The sequence below is a fragment of the Nitrospirota bacterium genome (assembly GCA_016194305.1).
Lineage (GTDB): Bacteria > Nitrospirota > Nitrospiria > JACQBW01 > JACQBW01 > JACQBW01.
On record JACQBW010000030.1, the window covers coordinates 1 to 23,645 of the forward strand.

20 protein-coding genes are annotated in these 23,645 nt (G+C 46.4%); 7 read left to right on the plus strand and 13 right to left on the minus strand.

The window, feature by feature from the left end; all coding sequences use genetic code 11:
* The 8 genes from HY200_09130 to trxB form a co-directional block, all read right to left on the minus strand.
* Positions 1 to 358: glycosyltransferase family 2 protein (locus HY200_09130; protein MBI3595107.1), on the minus strand; the 358-nt coding region annotated here is incomplete at its 3' end.
* Positions 359 to 1,378, minus strand: a complete 1,020-nt coding sequence (gene mltG, locus HY200_09135; GenBank protein MBI3595108.1) for an endolytic transglycosylase MltG — start codon at positions 1,376 to 1,378, stop codon at positions 359 to 361.
* Positions 1,375 to 4,056, minus strand: coding sequence for an alanine--tRNA ligase (gene alaS / locus HY200_09140; protein ID MBI3595109.1), 2,682 nt, complete (start codon positions 4,054 to 4,056; stop codon positions 1,375 to 1,377). Before alaS ends, mltG begins: the two co-directional genes overlap by 4 nt.
* On the minus strand, positions 4,053 to 5,252 hold the full coding sequence (locus tag HY200_09145; GenBank protein MBI3595110.1) for a type IV pilus twitching motility protein PilT: 1,200 nt from the start codon (positions 5,250 to 5,252) through the stop codon (positions 4,053 to 4,055). Before HY200_09145 ends, alaS begins: the two co-directional genes overlap by 4 nt.
* Positions 5,253 to 5,346: 94 nt before the next feature.
* The gene (gene recA, locus HY200_09150) at positions 5,347 to 6,438 is read right to left on the minus strand and encodes a recombinase RecA (protein MBI3595111.1); all 1,092 of its coding nucleotides are present in this window, start codon (positions 6,436 to 6,438) and stop codon (positions 5,347 to 5,349) included.
* A 75-nt stretch (positions 6,439 to 6,513) separates the two neighbouring features.
* A complete protein-coding gene (locus tag HY200_09155) occupies positions 6,514 to 7,755 on the minus strand; it encodes a competence/damage-inducible protein A (protein ID MBI3595112.1) in 1,242 nt (413 codons plus the stop codon).
* 39 nt (positions 7,756 to 7,794) lie between these two features.
* Positions 7,795 to 8,439 (minus strand): peptide-methionine (S)-S-oxide reductase MsrA, encoded by a 645-nt coding sequence (msrA, locus tag HY200_09160; protein MBI3595113.1) that lies wholly within the window; start codon positions 8,437 to 8,439, stop codon positions 7,795 to 7,797.
* A 137-nt stretch (positions 8,440 to 8,576) separates the two neighbouring features.
* A complete protein-coding gene (gene trxB / locus HY200_09165; GenBank protein MBI3595114.1) occupies positions 8,577 to 9,509 on the minus strand; it encodes a thioredoxin-disulfide reductase in 933 nt (310 codons plus the stop codon).
* 240 nt (positions 9,510 to 9,749) lie between these two features.
* On the opposite strand from trxB, the gene HY200_09170 reads away from it, so the two are divergent.
* From HY200_09170 to HY200_09195, 6 genes are all read left to right on the plus strand, one after another.
* Positions 9,750 to 10,097, plus strand: a complete 348-nt coding sequence (locus HY200_09170) for a PilZ domain-containing protein (protein ID MBI3595115.1) — start codon at positions 9,750 to 9,752, stop codon at positions 10,095 to 10,097.
* The gene (locus HY200_09175) at positions 10,090 to 10,914 is read left to right on the plus strand and encodes a kinase/pyrophosphorylase (GenBank protein MBI3595116.1); all 825 of its coding nucleotides are present in this window, start codon (positions 10,090 to 10,092) and stop codon (positions 10,912 to 10,914) included. The genes HY200_09170 and HY200_09175 overlap by 8 nt, the downstream gene beginning before the upstream one ends.
* Before the next feature lie 113 nt (positions 10,915 to 11,027).
* Positions 11,028 to 11,867, plus strand: a complete 840-nt coding sequence (locus HY200_09180; GenBank protein ID MBI3595117.1) for an outer membrane lipoprotein-sorting protein — start codon at positions 11,028 to 11,030, stop codon at positions 11,865 to 11,867.
* A gap of 4 nt (positions 11,868 to 11,871) precedes the next feature.
* Complete coding sequence (locus tag HY200_09185; GenBank protein ID MBI3595118.1) at positions 11,872 to 13,680, plus strand: GAF domain-containing protein; 1,809 nt, start codon at positions 11,872 to 11,874, stop codon at positions 13,678 to 13,680.
* 88 nt (positions 13,681 to 13,768) lie between these two features.
* Positions 13,769 to 14,536, plus strand: a complete 768-nt coding sequence (fabI, locus tag HY200_09190) for an enoyl-ACP reductase FabI (GenBank protein ID MBI3595119.1) — start codon at positions 13,769 to 13,771, stop codon at positions 14,534 to 14,536.
* A gap of 29 nt (positions 14,537 to 14,565) precedes the next feature.
* On the plus strand, positions 14,566 to 16,179 hold the full coding sequence (locus HY200_09195; GenBank protein ID MBI3595120.1) for a Na+/H+ antiporter: 1,614 nt from the start codon (positions 14,566 to 14,568) through the stop codon (positions 16,177 to 16,179).
* A 28-nt stretch (positions 16,180 to 16,207) separates the two neighbouring features.
* Here HY200_09195 and HY200_09200 read toward each other — a convergent pair whose 3' ends face one another.
* The 5 genes from HY200_09200 to HY200_09220 are packed head-to-tail and all read right to left on the minus strand — an operon-like array spanning position 16,208 to position 21,148.
* Positions 16,208 to 18,145, minus strand: coding sequence for a carbon starvation protein A (locus HY200_09200; protein MBI3595121.1), 1,938 nt, complete (start codon positions 18,143 to 18,145; stop codon positions 16,208 to 16,210).
* A gap of 22 nt (positions 18,146 to 18,167) precedes the next feature.
* Positions 18,168 to 18,635 carry a phosphate-starvation-inducible PsiE family protein gene (locus tag HY200_09205; protein ID MBI3595122.1) on the minus strand — a complete coding sequence of 156 codons (468 nt, stop codon included), beginning with the start codon at positions 18,633 to 18,635 and terminating at the stop codon, positions 18,168 to 18,170.
* A gap of 55 nt (positions 18,636 to 18,690) precedes the next feature.
* On the minus strand, positions 18,691 to 19,368 hold the full coding sequence (locus HY200_09210; protein ID MBI3595123.1) for a TIGR04283 family arsenosugar biosynthesis glycosyltransferase: 678 nt from the start codon (positions 19,366 to 19,368) through the stop codon (positions 18,691 to 18,693).
* A 17-nt stretch (positions 19,369 to 19,385) separates the two neighbouring features.
* The gene (locus tag HY200_09215) at positions 19,386 to 20,402 is read right to left on the minus strand and encodes a polyprenyl synthetase family protein (protein ID MBI3595124.1); all 1,017 of its coding nucleotides are present in this window, start codon (positions 20,400 to 20,402) and stop codon (positions 19,386 to 19,388) included.
* Between the two features lie 47 nt (positions 20,403 to 20,449).
* Positions 20,450 to 21,148, minus strand: a complete 699-nt coding sequence (locus tag HY200_09220) for an rRNA pseudouridine synthase (GenBank protein MBI3595125.1) — start codon at positions 21,146 to 21,148, stop codon at positions 20,450 to 20,452.
* Positions 21,149 to 21,264: 116 nt separating this feature from the next.
* Between HY200_09220 and HY200_09225 the strand changes: the two genes are divergently transcribed.
* Positions 21,265 to 23,619 carry a glycosyltransferase gene (locus HY200_09225; GenBank protein ID MBI3595126.1) on the plus strand — a complete coding sequence of 785 codons (2,355 nt, stop codon included), beginning with the start codon at positions 21,265 to 21,267 and terminating at the stop codon, positions 23,617 to 23,619.
* Positions 23,620 to 23,645: the final 26 nt, after the last annotated feature.

Below are 23,645 nucleotides of genomic sequence, written 5' to 3' on the forward strand. Positions count from 1 at the left end.
TATAGGAATAGCCTTCCTCGATGATGGGATCCAGAAGCGCCGGGAGATAGGCCGGATCCATCTGTCCATCTCCATCCATCTTGACGATAATTTCGGCTTTTTCGGATAAGGCATGTTGAATTCCGGTCAGTGTGGCTCCGCCAACTCCCTTGTTCCTGTCATGATGAACGACTCGGAGGCGTGGATCCTTTATCGTTTCAAGAATTTGAGAAGTCTGGTCGAAGCTGGCATCATTGACTGCGATGATGAGATCAACAAATGGGGGCAGCTCCTGAATCACCTTTTGAATATGATCGGCGACATTGTAACAGGGAATGACCACGGCAATCTTAAAAAGTCTATAATTTTCGGTTTTCAACTAGTCGGTTTCTCTCTCGATCTGATAACGCCTGACCGCTTTATTATGTTCTTTCAGGGTGGTTGAAAAATGGTGAGTGCCATTGTTTTTGGAAACAAAATAAAGGTAATCCACTGACGCGGGGTGCACTGCAGCAAGGAGCGACTTTCTTCCGGGATTAGAGATAGGTCCCTCGGGGAGTCCTTTAAGCCGGTAGGTATTATAAGGGGTTTTGGTCAAAAGCATCTTTTTTGTAATTCTCCCTGCGTAACCTTTGATATCATAGATAACAGTAGGATCGCTCTGCAATGGAATATTTTTGTTCAGCCGGTTGTGAAAAACGGCAGAAACCCAGTTCCTCTCTTCTTCCAATCCCGTTTCACGTTCAATAATGGAAGCCAGCGTTACGACCTGGTGTCGTGACATTTTAAGTTGAGCGGCGGCCTGTTCGATATCCGGAGTATAAGCCTGAAAAAAGACAGAGACCATTTTTTTTATTATTTCTTCTGTTTTAATTCTTCTGGGGAAAAAATAGGTGCTTGGGAACAGGTATCCTTCAAGCGATTTCTCGCTTACATTCAATGACTGGATAAACGCCGGGTCATGACAGAGACGAAGGAATACCTCCTTGTTCGCGAGACCTTTTTCTGCCAGGAGGTCCGCAATCAGGGGAGAGGAAAATCCCTCGGGAATCGAGACTTCGTACTGGATTATTTTCCCTTTTCTCAGCAGGGCCAGAATATCAAGAGGAAGCATGCGCGAGTTAAAATCGTACTCTCCCGGATGGATGCTTTTTTCCGTCTGGGTCAATTTCCCAAGCACGATAAAATATTCCTTATAATGAATCAGGCCTTCTTTTGCCAGAAGATCAGCGACCACTCTCATATGTGCGCCGTCAGGAATATCAATGATCTTGTGGAATTCCTCCGTCTGAAACGGAAGATACAGATAGAGAAGAAGATGGATTGCAAGAAATAGGAAAATCCCTCCGAGCAGGAGGAGAAGGCTGAAGAACCCCCTCTGTTTCAGAGAGGAGCTCATCGGGGAGGAATTTTCAAAAGATTGTGAATGATGGACTCGGACTTGGAAAGCACGTCATTCAATTTCTCAGGGTGCTTCCCCCCCCCCTGAGCTAATTCCGGTTTCCCCCCGCCCGTTCCTTCCAGAAGAAGAGATAGATTCTTGATGATCTCTCCGGCATGAAGCCGTTTTGTTGCGGCCGGGGAAAGGTGTGCGATCAGTGACACTTTTTCATCTTGAGCCGAACCGAGGATGATCAGATCGATATTCGGTCGTTTCATCGTATCCAGGGCCAGTCGAAGCTCTTTGGGATTCATATTGTCCATCTGCCGGATCAGTACAGAAAGCCCGTCGACATTCTGGAGTTCCGGTTTCTGCGCTTCCGATGCGGGCAAAAGCGCTTTTGCCTTGAGCGCGGAGATTTCCCGTTCCCTTTCCTTATCTGACAAGATAAAACGGTCCAGTTTTTGAGAAACTTCGGCCATATTTGTTTTGAGTTTTTCAGCCATCTTTTTTAAGATAGTTTCCACGGCCTTGAAGTCCCTATAAGCCCTTTTACCCGTGATGGCTTCAATTCGTCTGACCCCCGAGGCCACACTGCTTTCAGCGAGTATTTTAAATAGTCCGATATCTCCCGTGGCACGACAATGAGTTCCCCCGCAGAGTTCCTGACTGAATTGTTTTTCTTCATCTTTGATTTGAACCACTCTGACTTCTTCCCCATATTTGTCCCCGAAAAAGGCAAGCGCCCCCTTGTTTAAAGCTTCTTCTATTCCCATGACATCGGAATGAACAGAGACATTTGCCAAGATCCGGTCATTGACGGTTTCCTCGATCTTTTCCTTTTCCTTCTCAGTGAGACCGACAAAATGATTGAAATCAAACCGAAGCCGTTCAGGTCCGACATACGAACCCGCCTGTTTGACATGATCTCCAAGGGTTTCCCTTAAAACAGCATGAAGAAGATGGGTGGCGGTATGGTTTCTTGCCGTCTGTTTTCGCCTCTCCGCATCGACCTTCAAATGGTAAGGATGATTGACGAACATCTTTCCTTGCAGGATTCTGACTTGATGAAAAAAAAGATCCGGAACGGGTTTAAGCGTATCCAGAACCTCTCCCCGAACATCTTCCTTTTGAGCGGTTAAATCACCCTGGTCTCCAACCTGTCCTCCCCCTTCTCCATAAAACGGGGTTTCTTTAAAAAGACAGAGAACGGTCTCTCCCTGGGATGCCGCTTCAACGAGTTGATTTTCTTTGATCATGGCCAGGAGCGGGCTTGTGGTTTGAAGGAAATCGTATCCTAGAAATTTTGTTTTCCCATATTTCTTTGAAAGTGATTTATAAAGTGAGATGGATTCGGAGTCTTGCGCGCCAAACCGGCTGGCGGCTCTGGCCCGGGTTCTCTGGTTCTCCATTTCCAGATCAAAACCCTTTCTGTCAAGAAGATAACCCTCTTCCCCAGCGACATCTTCCAGTAAATCAAGCGGAAATCCATACGTATCATACAATTTAAAGACCATCTCGGCCGGGATCTGGGTCAGTTTTTCCCTTTTCATTTTTAGGAAAAATTCTTCAATAAGTTTCATGCCGAAGTCGAGCGTATGGATAAAGCGTTCTTCTTCTCCCTGAATGACCATGCGGATATGAGGCGCTTGCGTCTCCAATTCAGAATAAAAAGACTTCATCTGGAGGATGACACTTTCAGCAAGACGAAAAAGAAATGGTTCGGAAAGACCTAAAAATCGTCCATGCCGTGCCGCTCTCCTCATGATTCGTCTGAGAACGTATCCCCGTCCTTCATTGGAAGGGGAGATGCCGTCCGAAATCAAAAAGGTCATTGCACGAATATGGTCTGCAATGACCCGAATAGAAGTATCCTTTTTGAGATCCTTTCCATAAACCATGTTTGTGATTTGAGCGACATCCTGAATGATGGGCTGGAAAAGATCCGTTTCATAGTTACTCTGGACCCCCTGGCAAATCGCGGTCACCCGTTCGAGTCCCATCCCGGTATCGATACTCGGCTTTGGAAGCGGGTGGAGCTCTCCCTTGGCATCCCGGTTGTATTGCATGAAAACGAGATTCCAGATTTCAAGATAACGATCGCAATCGCACCCGAGCTTGCAAGTCGGTTTCCCGCAGCTGAGTTCGGGACCCTGATCGAAATGAATTTCAGAGCAGGGCCCGCAGGGCCCGGTCTCTCCCATCTGCCAGAAATTATCTTTTTCGTCTAGCTTAATGATTCGGTCGCGAGGAACGATTTTGTCCCATAACAGCATTGACTCATCGTCGTCCTTGAAGATGGTGATCCAGAGCCGGTCAGGAGGGAGAAGGAGGATTTCGGTTACAAATTCCCAGGCGAAGGAAATGGCCTCTTTTTTGAAGTAGTTGCCAAAAGAAAAATTGCCGAGCATTTCAAAAAAGGTATGATGGCGCGCCGTTTTTCCGACATTTTCCAGATCGTTATGTTTTCCACCGGCGCGCATGCATTTCTGAATGGAAACGGCTCTGGAATAAGTTCTTTTTTCTTCGCCGAGAAAGAGCTGTTTAAACTGGACCATACCGGCATTTGTAAAAAGAAGCGTCGGATCACCTGCCGGGACGAGGGGAGAACTTTTGATCCGGGCATGGTCCTTTTTTTCAAAAAACTGGAAGAAGAGTTCACGGATTTCAGCCGAAGAGAGTTTTTTCCCCGTCATGAAGCTCCGAATCGATCGATTTTTATATCAGACCCTTTTGAGGGAGCCGCTGAACCGCCTTTATCGGACCCGCCGGCAGACGCGTTTCCTTTTCCCTGTAGGTCGTTCCAGTTAATATCGGTGGTCGTCTGAATCCCTTTTACTTTAAGCGTAAAGTCATCCGGATTGCTCGACCATCGGAGCGCTTCTTCAAAAGTAATCAATTTCTGCTGATAAAGACCGTAAAGCGATTGATCAAAAGTTTGCATGCCGTACTGAATTCCCCCGGTTGCGATAAATTCCGGTATTCTTCTTGTCTTATCCGCGTCGATGATGCACTCCTTGATGGTTTGAGTCGCCATCATGATTTCAACTGCGGGAACCCGACCCTGTCCGTCGGCTCTTGGCACCAGCCTCTGGGAGATAATTCCTTTGAGGATAGACGAAAGCTGAAGACGAAGCTGTTTTTGCTGATAAGGGGGGAAAATCGATAGAATCCGGTTAATCGTCTCGGTGGCATCCAGCGTATGAAGGGTACTTAGCACCAGATGGCCGGTCTCCGCTGCCGTCATCGCGGTTGAAATGGTTTCGAAATCTCTCATTTCGCCGACGAGGATGACATCGGGATCCTGGCGAAGAGCCCCTCTTAATGAAGAACCGAATGATTCCGCATCGGTCCCGATTTCCCGCTGGCTCACGATGCTTTTTCGATCCCGGTGCAGAACCTCGATCGGATCTTCAATGGTGATGATATTTTCGGATCTGTTTCTGTTTATATAGTCGATCATGGCGGCAAGCGTCGTCGATTTTCCGCTTCCCGTTGTCCCGGTGACCAGAATCAATCCCCTGGTTTCGTTGGCCAATTTCTCAATCGCTGGGGGAAGAACCAGTTCATTAATGGAGGCAACCTGGGTGGGAACAACACGGAAAACCATATTGATCGAGCCTCTTTGCTGGTAAGCATTGACCCTGAAACGTCCCAGGCCGGACGCGCTGTAGGCGAGGTCGACTTCATATTTATCCTTGAATTTTTGCTTCTGGAGCGGATTCATAATGCCCAAAGCAAGAGCAACCGCATTTTCACCGGTAATCTTCGGAAACTGTTCCAGCTGAGTCAAATGCCCATGGACACGGCAAATCGGATGACTTCCGACTTTTAAGTGGAGGTCGGAAGATTTCAGGGCAAGTGTGGCTTTGAGAAGTTCGTCAATATTCATCATGTTCCTACCTTATTAGAATTTTAATTGGAATCGTTTCTCTAATAAGTTTAGCGCAAAAATCGCTCTCCGACAAGGAGAGCCGGATACAGAACTACTTGGCCGCTTTGGCTTCGTGAGGGGTCACCACTTTTACCGTCACCTGTTTTTTCGGCTCCGATTCGCTTTTCTTCACCTCTCCCGGCTTTCCGAGGCGATATTTCTCCTCAATCGCTTTTTCAGCTTCCAGAGCCAATCCGGGATTATTCTTAAAGAATTCCTTTGCGTTGTCCCTCCCCTGTCCGATACGTTCTCCTCTGAAAGAGTACCAGGCCCCGCTTTTTTCAATGATTCCTTTTTCAACACCAAGGTCGATAATCTCCCCGATCCGGGAGATGCCTTCATTGAACATCACATCAAATTCAGCCTGCTTAAAAGGCGGAGAGACCTTGTTCTTGACCACTTTCACCCGGACGCGATTTCCAAACACCTCTGTGCCCTCTTTCAATGATTCGATTTTACGGATATCCAGTCTGACCGAAGCATAAAATTTTAGAGCATTTCCTCCTGTCGTTGTTTCCGGATTTCCAAACATCACGCCGATTTTCATTCTCATTTGATTAATAAAGATGACGGTTGTCATCGATTTACTGATAGCGGAGGTCAGTTTTCTCAATGCCTGGGACATCAATCGTGCCTGCAGCCCCATGTGTGAATCTCCCATTTCACCTTCCAGTTCCGCTCTCGGAACCAGGGCGGCGACTGAGTCAATCACGATAAGGTCTATTGCTCCGCTACGGACAAGTGTTTCCGCGATTTCCAGAGCCTGTTCGCCGGTATCCGGCTGAGAAATCAGAAGTTCCTCAGGTTTAACGCCGAGTTTTTTCGCATAGGAGATGTCAAGGGCATGTTCTGCATCGATAAAAGCGGCCGTTCCTCCAATCTTCTGGATTTCTGCGATGCCATGCAGCGTTAAAGTTGTTTTCCCGGAAGATTCCGGCCCGAAGATTTCGATGACTCTTCCCCGGGGAAAACCGCCAACTCCGAGAGCAATATCCAGTCCAAGGGATCCGGTGGAAATCGCCGGGATTTCGGTGAGCGCTTCCTCGGCTCCGAGGCGCATGATAGACCCTTTTCCAAACTGTTTTTCGATCTGGCTGACCGCCAGTTCAATGGCTTTCTGTTTATTGCTGTCCTTTTCGATCATGGATGGCTCCTCTTTTAATTTGCATTGATGTTTTGTAAATGACGATATCGACGGTACGGTACTGTTTCCGTTTTCTTATGTTTTCTGAAGCCGATGTCTGATCATGTCGAGTGCTTTGGAAGAAGCGAACCATTTAAAAGCCTCCCGATCGACGGGGTAACGTGCTTCTTCCCAATAATTTCCTTTTCGGTCGGAAAGTCCAAAATAAACCAGTCCTATCGGCTTTCTCGAAGTTCCTCCTCCCGGGCCGGCAATTCCGGTGATTGAAAGACCATAATCGCTCTGACTTACCGTTCGAATGCCTTCGGCCATCGCAAGGGCCACTCCCGGGCTGACCGCTCCATATTTTTTAATTAAAGAGGGAGATACTCCCAGCTGTTCGATCTTCGAACGGTTGCTATAGGTGACTGCGGAACCATTAAAATAGACAGAACTCCCCGGAATGTTGGTGAGACGATGGCTGACGAGCCCCCCTGTACAAGATTCCGCTATCGAAAGTGTTTTTTTTCTCCTTGCCAATTCCTGTCCCACGACTTTTTCCAGCGATTGCTCTCCCACGCCATAGATTAAGTTTTTTAGTCGGGATTGAATAGTTTGATCAAATTTTCTCAATTGTTCCTTTGCTCTTTTCATCTTGAGTTCCTTGATGAGCAAAGAAACTTCAGCCCCAGTTCCCTTTGCCAGTAGACCTATCTGGACATTTTGAACTCCGGTGAGGTCTTTTAATATTTCATTCAATTGGGATTCTGAAATTCCAAAGGTTTTATAGCTCTTATACAATAACGCAGGTCGGGGACCACTGTTTTTTAAAATAAAATTGGAAACAACGGATTCCATCATGCCGCACATTTCGGCAGGAACCCCTGGCAACGAGATCAGAAAAGAATCGCTGGTTTTCATCATGAAGCCGTCTGCGATTCCAATCGAATTGGGGAAAAGCACCGCTTCTTTCGGAAACCAGGCCTGTCGTTCATGAATCTTTAGAAATCGTCTTTTTCGAAACTGAAATTTTTTTTTAAGCCGTTGGAGGACTTTCTGATTTAAAATCAAGGGTTTCCCCATAGAGGCCGCCACAGCCTCACGTGTGACGTCATCCCAGGTGGGGCCTAATCCACCGGACAAAATGACCCAGTGCGATCTTTTTAATGCGGTGTCAATGGCATGGGCAATATCCTCTTTCAGATCCCCGACCACGGATTTAAATCGCACGGATATCCCCAATGAAAAGAGAATCTGGGAGATCCGAGAGGAATTCGATTCGTTGACCCAGGGAAGAAGAAGTTCACTCCCAATCGTAATAATTTCAGCGCCATTCATAGGAATTACGGAGGATTGTAGCATTGGGGGCGGGGAGAGTCAATGCGCCGGCGCGCTCTTTCCCCACAGTTCTTCGAGCCGCTGATCTCTCCCGCAATGGTGGCGGTAAAATCGGTAGCGAATCGGATTTTTGCTAAAGAAATCCTGATGGTATTTCTCGGCAGGGTAAAATTTTGAAGCGGCGGTGATTTGAGTCACAATGGGGTTTTTGAACGGTTTTGTTTTCTCGAGAGTGGCTTTGGATTCTTCCGCCCATTTTTTCTGCAAATCGGAATGGTAAAAAATTTCGCTTCGATACTGATTCCCAATGTCGCAAAATTGCTGATCAACGACCGTCGGATCCACATTATGCCAGAACACCTCCAGAAGTCTCTGATAACTTATTTTTTGAGGATCATAAACAATTTGTACCGATTCGGCATGGCCTGTTCCTCCGGCGGAGACCTGTTCATATCTGGGGTTTTCAAGGTGTCCCCCTGTATAACCCGAGGTGACTGACAACACCCCATCCAGTTTTTTGAACGGGGGAACCATGCACCAGAAGCAGCCTCCGGCAAATGTGGCCATTTCGGTAAAAGATCCCCCGATTCCTGCTTTTTCTTCCGCACGGACCGAACTTCCGGATTCAGGAATTGAGAATGAGCAGACCCCTAGAACGAAAATGAGAAAGATGATTCTTTTCATGCTGTTTGCTTTCCTGTACTTTGCGTGATCAATAATAATACTGTCGAATGAATGCAAACCTCAATCCGGTCGGAGGAGGTCCGTCTTTGAAAAGATGGTCCAGGTACCCTCCGGCCCTTCGACCATGAACTTCAGCATTAATGGAGCTGGGATTCCAGGAACCTCTCTGCATCGATGGCTGCCATACAGCCGGTGCCGGCGGCAGTGACCGCCTGCTTGTAAACAAAATCCTGGACATCTCCCGCTGCAAAGACTCCGGGGATAGATGTCTTTGTCCCTCCAGAGGTGAGGATATATCCGTTCTCGTTAAGTTCGAGCTGACCTTTAAACAAGGCGGTATTGGGTTCATGCCCTATTGCAATAAATACGCCGTCGCAGGACTCTTCCCGGCTACGGCCCGTTTTAACGTCTTTCAGGGTGACGCCGTCTACCTTGCCGTTTTCCTCTCCCAGGATACTCTCAATCTGGCTATTCCAGACAAACGATATTTTGGGATTTTTTCTGGCCCGGTCTTGCATGATTTTGGAAGCCCTTAACGAATCTCTTCGATGAATGACTTTGACTTCCGAGGCGAATTTTGTGAGAAAATTGGCCTCTTCCAGAGCGGTGTCTCCCCCTCCAACCACCAGAACTTTTTTCCCTTTGAAAAAAAATCCGTCGCAGGTCGCGCATGCGGAAACGCCATGCCCCATCAGTTTTTTTTCAGACGCTATATTCAGGAGTTTGGCAGAAGCTCCGGAAGCGACGATGAGCGTTTTAGTGAACAGGACGCCCTCTTCCAGGGTGATTTTAAATGGTCTTGTTCCGAGATCCGTCTGTACCACATTCCCCTGGATAAATCGGGTGCCGAAACGTTCGGCCTGCTTTCTCATATCGACCATGAGATCGGGTCCCATGATTCCATTTGAAAAACCGGGATAATTTTCCACTTCCGTCGTGATGGTGAGTTGCCCTCCGGGCTGGGTTCCTTCGACAAGAAGGGGATTTAAATTAGCTCTGGACGCATAGATGGCGGCGGTTAGTCCCGCCGGTCCCGAACCGATAATCAAAACATTTTCTACTTCCTGCATGATACAGCTCCTCCATAACAGACCGATACTCACTGAACAATTTATCACTAAAATAAAGCTAAATCAAATGAGGTGGGGACAGCTCTTCCCGGCCTGATGCGCCTGTTTACAGAAAGTTCTTCCGGGATGGTCATTGAAAAAAGATGGGGGAGCGTCTATACTTTTAACATCAAGCGCCATGAAAAGCGACGCCAGAGATGAACGAATAGAGCTTGTTTAAAGGAAAGGGAATATAAGGCCATGGTCAATAGACGTCAACATCCCCGTCTTGTCTTGTCAGGGTGGGTGGAAGTATTAAGAGATTCCCGTGAAAAAGTTGAAGTGTCGGGAATCAATATCGGGTCAGGCGGTATTGGCGTCTATAGCCCCTTAAAAATGGAAATTGACGAAGAGGTGACTTTGACACTTCACTTTATCGACCATCAGGTTGGAAAGGTTCCTGAAAGCCTGCGGGCAACCGTCAGATGGGTTAAGCCGATTGGAAATTATTACGAAATTGGTTATCAATTTGGTTCGCTGGATCCGAATCATCAGGCCCTTTTAATTTCCTATATGGAATCCAGAAAAAAAGAACTGATTGATGAATGATGGAAGGAGAAATCACCAGCTCTTCATTGTTTCTGATTCAACCGGCGATACTGCCGAAAGGGCTGCCTTGGCCGTCCTGTCCCAGTTCAAAAACCGTCACCAGATCGGGATAACCAGATTTAGAAACATCAAGTCCGAAATACAGGTCAAAGAAGTCATTCAAAGAGCCACCTCTGAACGCGCATTTATCGTATATACATTTGTCTCGGAGAGTTTGAGAAAATTGATGGACCAGGCCGCAGTTGAGGCCGACCTCCCGGCAGTGGACTTGATCGGACCGCTCCTCGGACGACTTGAAACCTATCTTCATAAACTCCCTTCAGCAGAACCCGGACTGATTCATCGGGTGGATCAGCAATATCTGACCCGGATGGACGCGGTTCAGTTTGCTGTCAAACATGACGATGGACAGTCTTTGCATACGCTCATTGAAGCGGATATGATCCTGGTCGGACCTTCCCGGTCGGGGAAAACCCCGCTCAGTATGTACTTGGCACAATTTGGCTGGAAAGTGGCCAATATTCCCCTGATCTTGAATATCACCCCTCCCCATCAGCTATTCCAGGCACCCCAGAATAAGATTATTGCTCTCCTGACCGATTTTGAACTTCTTACCAAGGTAAGAAAAGCCCGGATCAGGAATCTAAAACAGGCCCCTTCCATTAACTACGCAGACCCCTCGTACATTGATAAGGAACTTAATTATTGTTCTGAAATCTATCGGTATCATCCAGACTGGAAAAAAGTTTCCGTTTCAGGAAGAGCGGTTGAAGAGGTGGCAGCAGACATACTGACCTTGCTGGGACTGCAAAAATAAACCCTGGTTTTTCTTGACTTTTTTGGCCAAATTTTTCACAATTAAGAATTATTTTGTCAAAAAAAGAGCTGGAGTCGCAGACGCGGGAAAGACATACAACGGAAAGGAAAATCGTGGACATATCGAAGAAATTTTATTGCGGGATTCTTGGTTTCGGAATTTTTGGCACAATCGTTGGAATTCTTTCTCCATCCGGAGTGATGGCATCAGAAGCGGGGGAAAAAGGGAATCAGATAATCGTCGAATCGAACAAGGTTTACGGAGGCAAGGACCAACAGTCCAAATTAACCTTTATTATCAAAGAGAGTGAAGGTGAAGAGCGTAAGTTGGTCATGAGACGTGCGTGGAAAAATTATAATGGAGAAAAAGGAATCGATTCCAAAGTCATCATCTTTCAGGAATATCCTCCCGAAACGAATGGTTCGAGTTTTATGGGGTGGTTTTACAGGCCTTCTGCAGGAAAAAAAAATGAAGCCTGGTTATACATTCCTCTCCTGAAAAAAATAGAACAGCTTCCCGACGCCAATAACCGGGACGAAACCTTTCAGGATTCGGATATCAAGCCGTCCGACATGATGGTCCGTTCCGTCCAGCTTGACGACCATCAATTCTTAAAGGAAGAAACGATTTCAAACAAGGTCTACGACGTTGTGGAATCAACTCCCAAAGAGAAAGACCCGGCTTATCCTTACAGCAAAGTGCAAAGCTGGATTTCTAAGGATCAGCATCTCAAGGAGAAGGTGGATTACTATGACTATGAAGGCCGTCTCCTGAAACGCCAGCTGATTTCGTGGAAAAAGGTAAAAAATGCCTCGGTCTGGGAAAAAGTGGTGACTTCAAATATGATCAAACATAATGTCACAACGTTAAATATTTCAGATATCAAAATAGACGCCGGTCTAGAGGATAGTTATTTTTCCCAAAGAACGATGAAATCTCAGGCAAAGAAGTAACACGATGACGACACAGGTGAGAAAAACAGGACTGCAGAACAAACTGGTTCTTTCGATTTTGGGTGTTGGACTTTTATCTGTCTTCCTCGTCTTGACCTTTGTCTATATTATTGGCAAAAGAAGCCTAAAGGAGTCCATCGGGTTGAATTTCAAAAAGCTGGCTGAGGCGAGCGGCGAAAACTTAAATACGCTCATTAACAACCATCTGGAAGAAGCGACGCTCATTGCCTCGTCAAACAGCATCCTGTCAGCCGTGGAGGAATCCAATCAATTTTATGAAGGGGCAACGGATCAGGAAATTCAAAAAAGAATTGAAGAGATTGAGCAGCGATGGGTGCATGCTTCCGGCTTTGATGCCTATCTGATGGAAGTCCAGAACAATAAAGCGACATTCTATTTAAACACGTTTATTAACCAGGAGAATGAAAAAGGAGTTCATTCTTTGCTTTTGGTAACGAATAACCGGGGTGCCCTGGTTGCCGCCAGTAAAAGCCCGTCTCACTATTCTTATTCCGGAGAGCCGTGGTGGCAGATGACACTGGCAGGAGGAAAAGGAAAAACCTATATCAGTAATATTGAATGGAACGCCGAACTAGGGAATCAGACCTTATCGATTGGAACCCCGATTTTAAAAAATGGCAAAGTGATCGGTGTATTTTATATGGTCCATGATGCCCACCTTCTTTTTCACTCCCTGGGACTCGCCAAGGTGGGAAAAACCGACCATGCCGTGATCGTCGATTCAGAAAGAAAAGTCTTGTTTGACCCGCTCCAGCCGAAACCGACTCAGATACTTTTGCCCGAGCTTGCCAGAGAGGTATTAAACGGCGAGACCGGGTGGATTTCTTCCCGATACGATCTTTTTTTCGGCGGAAGAGATTCTATCAATGGTTTTTCTCCCGTTAAATTAACCTATTCAAGTTCCGGCCAGGAGTCCTTTGCCGGAACCCGATGGACTGTCTTGACCAGTCAGGATCCGAAAGAAACCTATGCCCCCATTTACACTTTACTGATTTGGATCGGACTGATCGGACTGATCGGGGCCGCCCTCATTGGTGTTTTTGGACTGGTAATCTCCAGAGGTATTGTTCGACCGATTTCAACTTTGATCGAGGGTACCGAATTGATTGGCGGGGGGAATTTGAATCATCATATTCAAATTACGACAGGCGATGAAATTGAGGATCTTGCCAAACATTTTAATGATATGACGTTAAAATTGAAAATATTTTATTTCAAGCTGGAAGAAGAGGTGAGATCCAGAACGAAGGAGCTGGAATACCAAAAGAATGAAATATCAGCGCTCTATTCGATCGTAACGGTATTGAATCAATCGAGAGAGCTGAAGGAAATTCTGGAAAACTCGCTTGCCAAAGTCGTTGAGTTGATGGCTGCCTCCTCCGGAGTGATCTGGATGATGGACGAAAAGACAAGCCACTATACTATCCGGGCGTCTCATCAACTGGTGCTCAACCCGATACAGCTTGAAAGCTTGATGAAAGTGCTTGAATCTGTCGGGTCAAAAGTCATTCTCGAAGGGACCTCATGGGTTTCAGAAAACGTAACGGTTCAGGAGGATATCACCAAGATCGCTTACAGCGATATCGGATTCTTTTCAGTCTATGCCATTCCGCTCTCTTCCAAAAAGAGGGTTGTTGGCGTCTTCTTCCTGCTCTATAAGAATATTCGGGGACTCTCTTCTAATGAAATTACCATGCTGGAATCGTTTGGAAATCAGATGGGAGTGGCCATCGAGCACGCGCTTCTATTTTCCAGATTAAAAAGCATTTCCCCTGCCCTTCCCAAAGAGTAGACATATCCTTGAAGGGGATTGTTTGAGAGAACGGATTGTTATAAGATAGGGCGTGAGTTGAAAATCAGACAGGATCGGAGATTGAAAATTGAGCATGCTTCGTGGAAAAAAAGGAATTATTTTTGGAGTGGCCAATGAAAGGAGTATCGCCTGGGGAATTGCCCAGGCCCTTCATCGCGAAGGGGTTGACCTGGCTTTTACCTTTGTGGGAGATGCCCTTGAAAAGAGGGTGCGGCCTTTAGCGGAAAGTTTAGGTTCGAAAATTGTCATCCCTTGTGATGTTTCGAGCGATCAACAGATCGAGTCGGTATTCCACCAATTAAGGAATCATTGGGACCGGGTTGACATTGTCATTCATTCGGTCGCGTTTGCCAAGAAAGAGGAGTTGAAAGGGGCATTTATGGAAACATCGCGTGAGGGATTTCGCCTTGCGCTGGATGTCAGTGCTTATTCCTTTGTAGCAATTGCCCGAAGTGCGGTTCCGATGATGAAAGAAGGGGGAAGCATGATCACCTTAAGCTATTTCGGTGCTGAAAAGGTGATTCCTCACTACAATGTGATGGGAGTTGCCAAGGCTGCGCTGGAAGCGGCTGTTCGCGCACTTGCGGTCGATCTTGGACCGCAGAAAATAAGGGTCAATGCCATTTCGGCCGGACCGATTAAAACGCTTGCAGCCGCCGGGATCTCTGATTTTAAAGTCATTGGACACCATGTGGAATCCAGAGCTCCGCTTCGAAAAATTGTTTCCATCGAAGAAGTGGGAAATACGGCCCTTTTTCTCTGCAGTCCGTTGGCCTCCGGAATTACCGGTGAGATTCTCCATGTTGATGCCGGATATAATATTATCGGAATGTAGAAAAGGACAAATCTCGAAAATTAAAATCAATGGATAGCTTAGAAATCGGCTTGACGCTTTTTTTTGCTGTGGCTGTTGTTGGGGCCATTTCCAAAAAAGTTCCGATTCCTCTGCCGCTTCTTCAGGTTACCAGCGGGTTCCTTCTCTCCTTCTTGCCGGGATTTCGTAGTATTCTGCTAGATCCTGGTTTCTTTTTTTCCTTCTTTATTCCTCCGCTTCTTTTTGCCGATGGTTGGTTAATTCCAAAAAGGGATCTTGCCAGGGTTCTCCGGCCAGTGCTCCTTCTCGCCCTCGGTCTGGTCATTTTTACAATAGTGGTTGTTGGATACTTGATTCACTCCCTGATTCCGGCTATTCCTTTGGCCGCAGCATTCGCTTTGGGAGCGATTATTTCACCCACCGATGCCGTCGCAGTCTCGGCCATTACAGAAAAACTGAAAATGCCTAACCGATTGACCCATATTGTTCAAGGAGAGAGCTTGATCAATGACGCGTCCGGACTGGTGGCATTTAAATTTGCGGTGGCCGCTGTCTTAACCGGAACTTTTTCAATTCAAACCGCCGGTATCAGCTTTTTGATTTTATCTGTGGGGGGAGGCCTCGTCGGTTTTCTGATTTCCTGGCTTATTGGAGCGACCCGGGTCTGGCTGGTGAAAGGAAAATTTTCCGAACCCACCATTGAAACAATATTATCGCTTCTGTCTCCCTATGCGGCTTATTTTGCGGCCGAACTGTTACATGTGTCCGGGATCCTGGCTGTTGTTTCGGCCGGAATCTATGCGGGGATACACGATACCCGGAATCTGACGACCGAGACCAGGCGGCAAACCTGGGAAGTGTGGAATACACTCCTCTTTTCATTTAACGGTCTTGTCTTTATTTTGCTGGGAATTCAATTAAACCGTGTCATTGACGGTATTTCGGATTTCTGGTTCGGAGAACTTTTTGTTTACGCAATGGTTTTGTCCGCTACAGTGATTCTGGTCAGAATAATCTGGGTATTCCCAGGTGCCTATATTCCCCGGTGGTTATTTAAGGGAATTCGAAACCGGGAAAAAGCGCCCGAACCCAGGAATGTTTTTATCCTGGGATGGGCAGGAATACGTGGCTCTGTCACGCTGGCAGCGGCGCTTTCTCTTCCCCTTACGACTGCATCAGGAGTCCCCTTTCCGGGCAGAAGTGTCCTGGTCTTTCTGGCGAGCAGCGTCATTATTGTCACAATGGTCCTGAATGGCCTGACCCTTCCTCTTTTTCTTCGCTGGCTAAAAATTTCAGGCGACGGTATTTCTGAAAAGGAAGAGCTTGAAGCCAGAATCGCGGTGGCACAGGCGGCGATCCTGCGAATCCAGCAGCATGTGAATCCTCTCAGTTCACCCTATGAACAGGGATTTGCGGCCGAACTGATTTCCTTTTATGAACGAAAGATCCAGCACCTGACGAATCAGGAAGTGGATCAAAACGATATTAAAACCGAACTCAAAATAGAACGTAACATCCGCTTCAACGCGCTCGATGCGGAACGACAGGAGCTTTTTAACTTGCACAAAAAGAAAAAAATAAATGAGGAAGTGTTGAGGAATATTCAAAGGGATATCGACAACCTGGAATCCGGATTGGGGGCGCTTACCGTTCATGACCCCTGAATGCTTTCGGGGTGAAGCGGGAAAGAATTTAACAGCAGGTCTTGCTGGAGTCGGGCTTGAAATAGTCCCCGCCATATTCGGTGGAACTTACCGGTTTCTTTAAAATCAGACAATTAAACCACTTTCTTCCGGAATCAATCAGAATAATGACCGCCAGGCCGGCAATCAGCAGGATAAAGGAAAGATTCAAATAATAGGAGATGGCTTCGGAGGGGCTGGACGAGGATTCCGCTTTGTGTAGAAAAATCTGGCTGAGATAAAATACTGCCGTAAAGTTACTGACGGCCATAAAGAGCATCGGAAGGGCGGTCACCCAGAGATATTTTTCCTTCTTCATCACGATAAGTACGGTCGTTCCAACACAGAGGGCCAGCATTCCGAGAAGTTGATTGGCCGCGCCAAACATCGGCCAGATGGTACTGATGCTCCCGGTTGAAATGAGATAGGCCCAAAGAACGACCACGATAAAAGTGGCCAGCCAGGCTCCGGGAGCCCAACTATAGTTTTTGAACGGTGCATAAACCTTACCGATCATTTCTTGAACCAGAAATCTCCCTACCCGTGTTCCTGCGTCGATTGTCGTTAAAATAAATAACGCTTCGAATAACAGGGCGAACTGATACCAGTAGGCCATCAGGTGTTTGAGTCCCGGGATCGACGAAAAAATGTAGGCCATTCCGACGGCTAGCGATACCGCCCCCCCGGGCCTTCCGGAAACATCGACCTGGACAAGGTCAGAGAGATGTTTGATCTGACCGGGAGGAAAACCGAGTTGAGCAATAGCGTCGATACCGAGCTTGGTGTTGATGGCAAAATAATCTCCCGGAATCATTATCCCGGCCGCGATGACGGCCATGACGCCGACAAACCCTTCCATAAGCGTGGTCCCGTATCCAATCAGGCGGGCATCGGTTTCAAGATTGATCATTTTGGGGGTTGTACCGGATGCAACCAGAGCATGAAATCCTGAAATTGCGCCGCAGGCAATCGTGATAAACATAAAGGGAAAGAGGGTCCCCGGGATAATCGGACCTCCGCCATGGATAAATCGCGTAACGGGGGGCATTTGAATCACCGGAGATATGATGATCACGCCGATCGCCAACAGGACGACCACGCCGATTTTCATAAAGGTCGAAAGATAATCGCGTGGCGTCAGGAGAATCCAGACCGGAAGTGTCGCGGCGGCAAAGCCATAAAGGGCAAGAGCGTAGACGAGCGTTTGGCGTTCAAGAGAAAAATAGGCGGCATAGGGAGAATTGAGTACAAGTCGTCCTCCGATCACTGAAATCAAAAGCAGAGCAATCCCGATTACAGTGATTTCCTTCACCCGGCCGGGACGGAGAAATTTCATGTAAATTCCCATAAATAAGCCGATGGGAATCGTTAAAAAAATGGCAAGCGTTCCCCACGGATTGTGGAACAGGGCATTGACCACGGCAAGCCCCATTCCCGCCATGGCAATGACAATGATAAGCAAGACGGCAATTCCCGCTGCGATCCCGGTGACCGGACCGATTTCATCCAGCGCAATTTGAGGGAAGGAGCGGCCGTTCCGTCTCATGGATCCGACGAGTGTAATAAAATCATGCACCCCTCCTGCGACGACTGATCCGACCAGGATCCATAAAAAACCGGGCAGATAGCCGAATTGCGCCGCCAGTATCGGGCCCAATAAAGGCCCTGCTCCGACGACAGCGGCAAAATGGTGTCCAAATAGGACGGGTTTTGAGGTGGGATAAAAATTTTTCCCATCGTAAAGCCGGTGGGCCGGAGTGATCCGGGCGTCATTGAGTTCGACGACCTGATTAGCCAGAAAGAGACCGTAGAAGCGGTACCCCAGTGTATAGATGCAAATCGCTGACACAACAAGCCAAAGGGCATTCACCTTTTCATCCGGGAAGAAGACTCCGGTCACAATGGCTAAAGAAAAGGCTCCGATAAGCGCGAGAACGATCCAGAACATGGAACGAAGAACTTTCAAGTTGTTATGCTTTCCTCCTTTTATCAATGAGGTACAGGGCGGTTCCCAACGCGACCACGACTAATGCATTGACTCCGAGATCCATCAGATAACGATAAAAAGTCTGATCGTTGGTCATTTCCATGAATGAAATTTCAGCGCCGGCTGTCAACATTTTACGGGTGGCGGCAATAATACCGATGTAAAGAAACGGCTCGAGAAGAATGTCTTGCGATTTCAAATAATTGATGATTGTTCTGAGGATCTCCATAATGATCATCACGAGAAGGAGATCATTGATGAACCTCAGTATGGCATGGAGAAATCCCTTGTGAATTTCTCCGACAAAGGAAATCCAGCTGTAGAAAAATGCCCCCACGCCGATAAGCAGGAAAGAGATTCCGGTCATCAAATAGATTACTTTATCGAATTTCTCCATCCATTCGGCGGACTTATTCCCCGCGAGATTTTCTAAATTATTTTTTGAATCCATTTCTGATTTCCTTTCTCAGGTCATGTGGACATCTTATAACGCCGCGCCGGTTCAGTTACCGGATATTACGGTAACATGAAGCCAATCGCCGAGGAGATACCCCGAGTTGATATCCGATCATAAACAGCCGATTGCGCAAAGTGGTGTAAAAGATTCCTTCCTTTTTCCATCGGCGGGAAGAGGTGGTGATTTTGTCTCTTAAGATGGCGATACGGCCCTCTTTTTTCATCCGGGTGGCGAAGGCCACGTCTTCCAAAATTGGAAGATCGGGAAACCCCTCCAATTTTTGAAAGAGCGCACGAGTGATGAATATTCCCTGATCCCCATATGGAATTCGAGTGAACCGGCTTCTGAAATTGGCAAGCCCGGCGACGATCCTCATCAGAATATTTCGACTGTCGAAAGCCAGTTGAAACGCTCCTCCTACCGCATGAAGGCTGGTTATCGCAGGAACGATTTTTCCGATCCCTCCGGTGGCAATGGTCGAATCGGCGTGGAGGAAGAGGAGAATCTCTCCTTCCGCATGCCGGGCCCCCTCGTTCATCTGCCGGGCCCTTCCCGGAGGAGTAACAAAAACCTTTCGGGTATACTCCTTTGCGATCGCCACGGTCTCATCCTGACTCCCGCCGTCCACGACGATTAAATCGAGATCCATGCTCTTTTTTAATCGATTCAGTGTTCCTCTTAATACCTTTTCCTCATTGAGCGTTGGAACAATGACTGAGATTTTCATTTGAAATCGGGACGGGACTAGCGGTTTCGGGTGATGACATAATCTGCAATAATATTCAGGGCATTTTTGTGACGGGAGGGAAGAAAAGAGGAGATCTGTTCTTTTGCTTTTTCGCAGAATGATTCCGCTTGCTGGAGGGCATACTCGCAGGAACGGTATTCTCCCAGCAACTTTTGAATAAACACCAGCTCTTTGTCTGAAAACTGATTTTGATGAAACATTTCTTCGATTTTAGTGCGCTCTGCGGGACCGCATTTTGACATCAGGTGAAGGAGGGGCATTGTAATTTTGCCTTCCTTAAAATCTTGTCCGAGCGTCTTTCCAAGAAGTTCCTTTTCAGCCATATAATCGAGTGTGTCATCGGCAATCTGATAGGCAATACCGAGATTGAGACCAAATCGGGAAAGCGCATCGAGATCTTTTTCCGGGGCGCCTGCCAGGAGACCCCCCACACGGCAGGAAAGAGAAATCAGGGATGCGGTTTTAAATTCGATAATTTTTAAGTAATCTTTTTCGGTCATTGAGAAGTTGTGGGTATTAATGAGCTGAAGAATTTCCCCCTCGCTCAGTGTTTGGCAAGTGTGTGAGAGAAGGAAATTCAGATCATCCCGATTCAAGCCGACAGTTTCAATAAAAGCCCTTGAAAACAGGTAATCTCCGACCAGGATGCTGGCCTGATTTCCCCAAACCATTCGCGCGGCTTTTTTCCCCCGGCGCAGACTCGCTTCGTCCACCACGTCGTCATGAAGCAAGGTCGCCGTATGGATAAATTCCATGACGCTTCCCAGAATAATGTGGTCCTTTCCTTTGTAAGCAAAAAGGCGCGACGCGATAATCAAAAGTAACGGTCGAAGTCTTTTCCCGCCACTCTGCAGAATATGGAAAAAAACATCGTTAATAAGGCCGATACTTGATGAAAGAGAATCTTTGATCTGATTTTCAACAGACTGTATATCTTCTTGATAACTAAGGAGAACTTCATCCATTGTTTGAGGAGATGATTTAAGTTGAGTCGAATTGGCATTGGTTTTCATACGGTAAATTGATACTAGGATAGTGAGTTTATTTTGTCAAGAATGAATTAAGAAGAGGCAATTCCAACTTCATCTGGTGAAATAGGTCTGAATTCTCCTGGTTTAAGCTCTCCGAGTTCAAGTTTTCCAATTCGTATTCGAACCAGATTTTCAACCCGGCAGCCCAAATGTTCAAATGACTTGCGAATCTGGCGATTCTTACCTTCTTCGAGGGTCAATTCAAGCCAGCAAGACTTTTTATTTTCCCTTATTTTCTCAATATTTATAGGCAGATAGGATAGTTTGTCAGAGAGTTTAAGCCCTTTGCTGATTTTGAAAATCTCTTCTTCTTTTATAGATCGATTTACTTTGACGTGATAAGTCTTGGGAAGTTTGGAAACCGGGGAGACAATTTTATCGGCCCAGGCCGTATCGTTCGTGAGCAAAAGGAGACCCGAGCTTTCTTTATCGAGTCTCCCCACAGGAAATATCCAGGAAAATTCGGAATGAAGGAGATCGTAGACAGTCTTCCTCCCTTTTTCGTCACTTCTTGTTGTCACGATCCCTTTTGGTTTATGCATCATGTAATACACCTTTTTGGCGTTCGTCGCTTTTTGATTGTAAATGAACAGATTTTGAATGGGGAATTCTACGGAATATTCGGGATCCCGGATGATTTTGTTCCCGATTCTCACTTTTCCTGAAATGATCATTTCTGCCGCGACGGTTCGGGAAGCGATCCCCATTTTTGACAGGGCTCGTGACAATTCTGCTTTTTTCTTTGGGAAGGATCTCACGTGAGGAGTTTAACACAGGACAGAACAAGTTGGGAGCCGATAACAGCAGGATTTTTTAAATTTGCTACAATTTAAGCATGATAAATATGCTTAATATACCAGGGTATCCATTTCTGCTTTCTATCATCTTAATTTTACTGGCGATTTTACTGACTCACCAAGAGGTCTATTCTGAAAAAATCAAATGGATCGTCATGCTCGTTTCTCTCTTTGCGGGGGGGCGGTATCTCTACTGGCGATGGGCTTACACGATTAACAGGGAAGACCCTCTTAGCGGAGCAATAAGCTGGATCGTCTATGGCGCTGAAATTTACGGTTTCATTTCGGTAGTATTATTTTATCTTCAGATTGGCAAACCGGTCACTCATCAGGCAAAACCTCCGAAGGATGAGGACTTTCCTCGCGTTGATATTTTTGTCACCATTTTTGATGAATCTCTCGACATTTTATATAAAACGCTTGTCGGGTGCACTTCCCTTGATTACCCTCCTCACCTTCTCCGCATTTATGTCCTGGATGATGGATATCGCCCTGGTGTCAGGGCGATGAGTAATGAGCTCGGGTGTCAATATTTAAGCCGTCCGAATCGCAAAGACGCAAAAGCTGGAAATCTCAATTACGGTCTGGCCCATTCGTCCGGGGAGTTTATCATGGTGCTGGATTGTGATCACATTCCTGTGCGGTCCTTTTTGAAAGAAACATTGGGTTTCTTTAAAGATGAAAAGGTTGCTTTGGTTCAGACTCCACATTATTTCTACAATCCCGATACCTTTCAGCGCAATTTAAGATTAGAGAGAGAAATCGTTAACGAACAGGATCTGTTTTTCTATGTGATTCAACCGGGAAAGGATCGTCATAATGCCAGTTTCTATGCCGGAAGCGGAGCTGTTTTTCGCCGGACTCCACTCGAAAAAATCGGAGGTATTCAGACTAAAACTTTGACAGAAGATCTTCATACCAGCATGGTTCTTCATTCGAAAGGATTTAAATCGATATATCTCAATAAAATCCTTGCAGCCGGTCTGGCCCCAGAGAGCTACAGGAGTTACTTAAAGCAGCGGCAACGGTGGACTCGCGGGGGAGTTCAGGTCTTTCTAATGGATAATCCAATCTGGAAATGGGGTCTTTCGTTTATGCAAAGACTGAATTATCTCGGATCGATTCTCTATTTTTTCCATGGATGGGCCCGATTAATCTATCTGGTTGCCCCGCTTTCTTACTTGCTGCTCGGTCGAGCTCCTCTTACTGCGGCTGTCCCGGACTTGTTAAATTTCTATCTGCCTTACTACCTCATAGGATTGATGGCATTTAATCGAGTCAGTCTCGGTTATCGTAGTTCATTCTGGTCCGATATGTATGAAACGGTCATGTGTTTTTTTATCAGTTGGACGGCATTTGCAACGTTTTTCAGTCCGAAAAAAAATACTTTCTTTGTAACACCAAAGGGAATTCAATTTTCGGAAACAAAATTAGACTGGTCCATGGTTGTGCCACATCTTATTGTAGGACTATTGCTGGTCGCCGGGTTAGGTGTCGGAGGATACAAAGCCGTTTATGGAGAAATCAATCGTGATGCCGCTCTATTGAGCGGATTTTGGACTCTTTACAATCTCATTGTGATCATAGGTGCCATTGTCTTGGCAAGGGAGCAGCTTCAAAATAGGACTTCATCGCGTATTTTCAGGTCAATAAAATGTGAAATAAGTATTGGGAAACGCGTCATAAACGGCATGACGACTGATTTGAGCGAGACGGGATTGTCAATGGTGTCGAAGGAAGATCCGCAGCTCTTTTTCCCTGCAGAGGAAAAAATCAGGTTGGTCCACAATTCTCCAAAATCTCAACGTCCAGCCTTCAGACTGTCACTTCCTCCTGACGCCCGGATTAAGCTTGTCGGAGAACTTGGAGAGACGACCGAGCTAAAAGGAGAAGTGATCCGGTATGATTTTCTTCCAACTGGAGAAGTGAGTATCGGTATACGATTTTTACAAATAGCCGGTCCTCAGCGTCAGAGTTTGATCCGTCAGATCTATTGTTTTCCAGGTTTTTGGCAAGAGAATCATCGGAAATCGGCAAAAAGTTTCAGATCGCTAGGTTTTATGGTATCTTCTCCATTTCGAACATTTATCAAGGAGAAGATCATTCGAAGATTGTCTCCGAGACTTCCGAGAAAGTTCAAATGTGAAGTGAAAGTGGGCGATCGAACCTTTAAAGGAGAAACCGAAGACATCAGTTATCAAGGTGTTTCTCTTCGATTGTCAAGCAGGGAAATATTAAAAAGAAATGTGGAGTTGTTGCTCTACAATCGATCGATCATATTTCGAACCCAGGGTGAAATTGTTCACTGTTCCAAGGTGAGCGGGAAGGGCCTCATTTATGGTGTCCGTTTCCTTTCGCGTCAGGATCCCGAACTAGCTCTGTTTTTGTCAAAAAAATTTTAGTCCAGAAATGAAATACGGGTATTTTA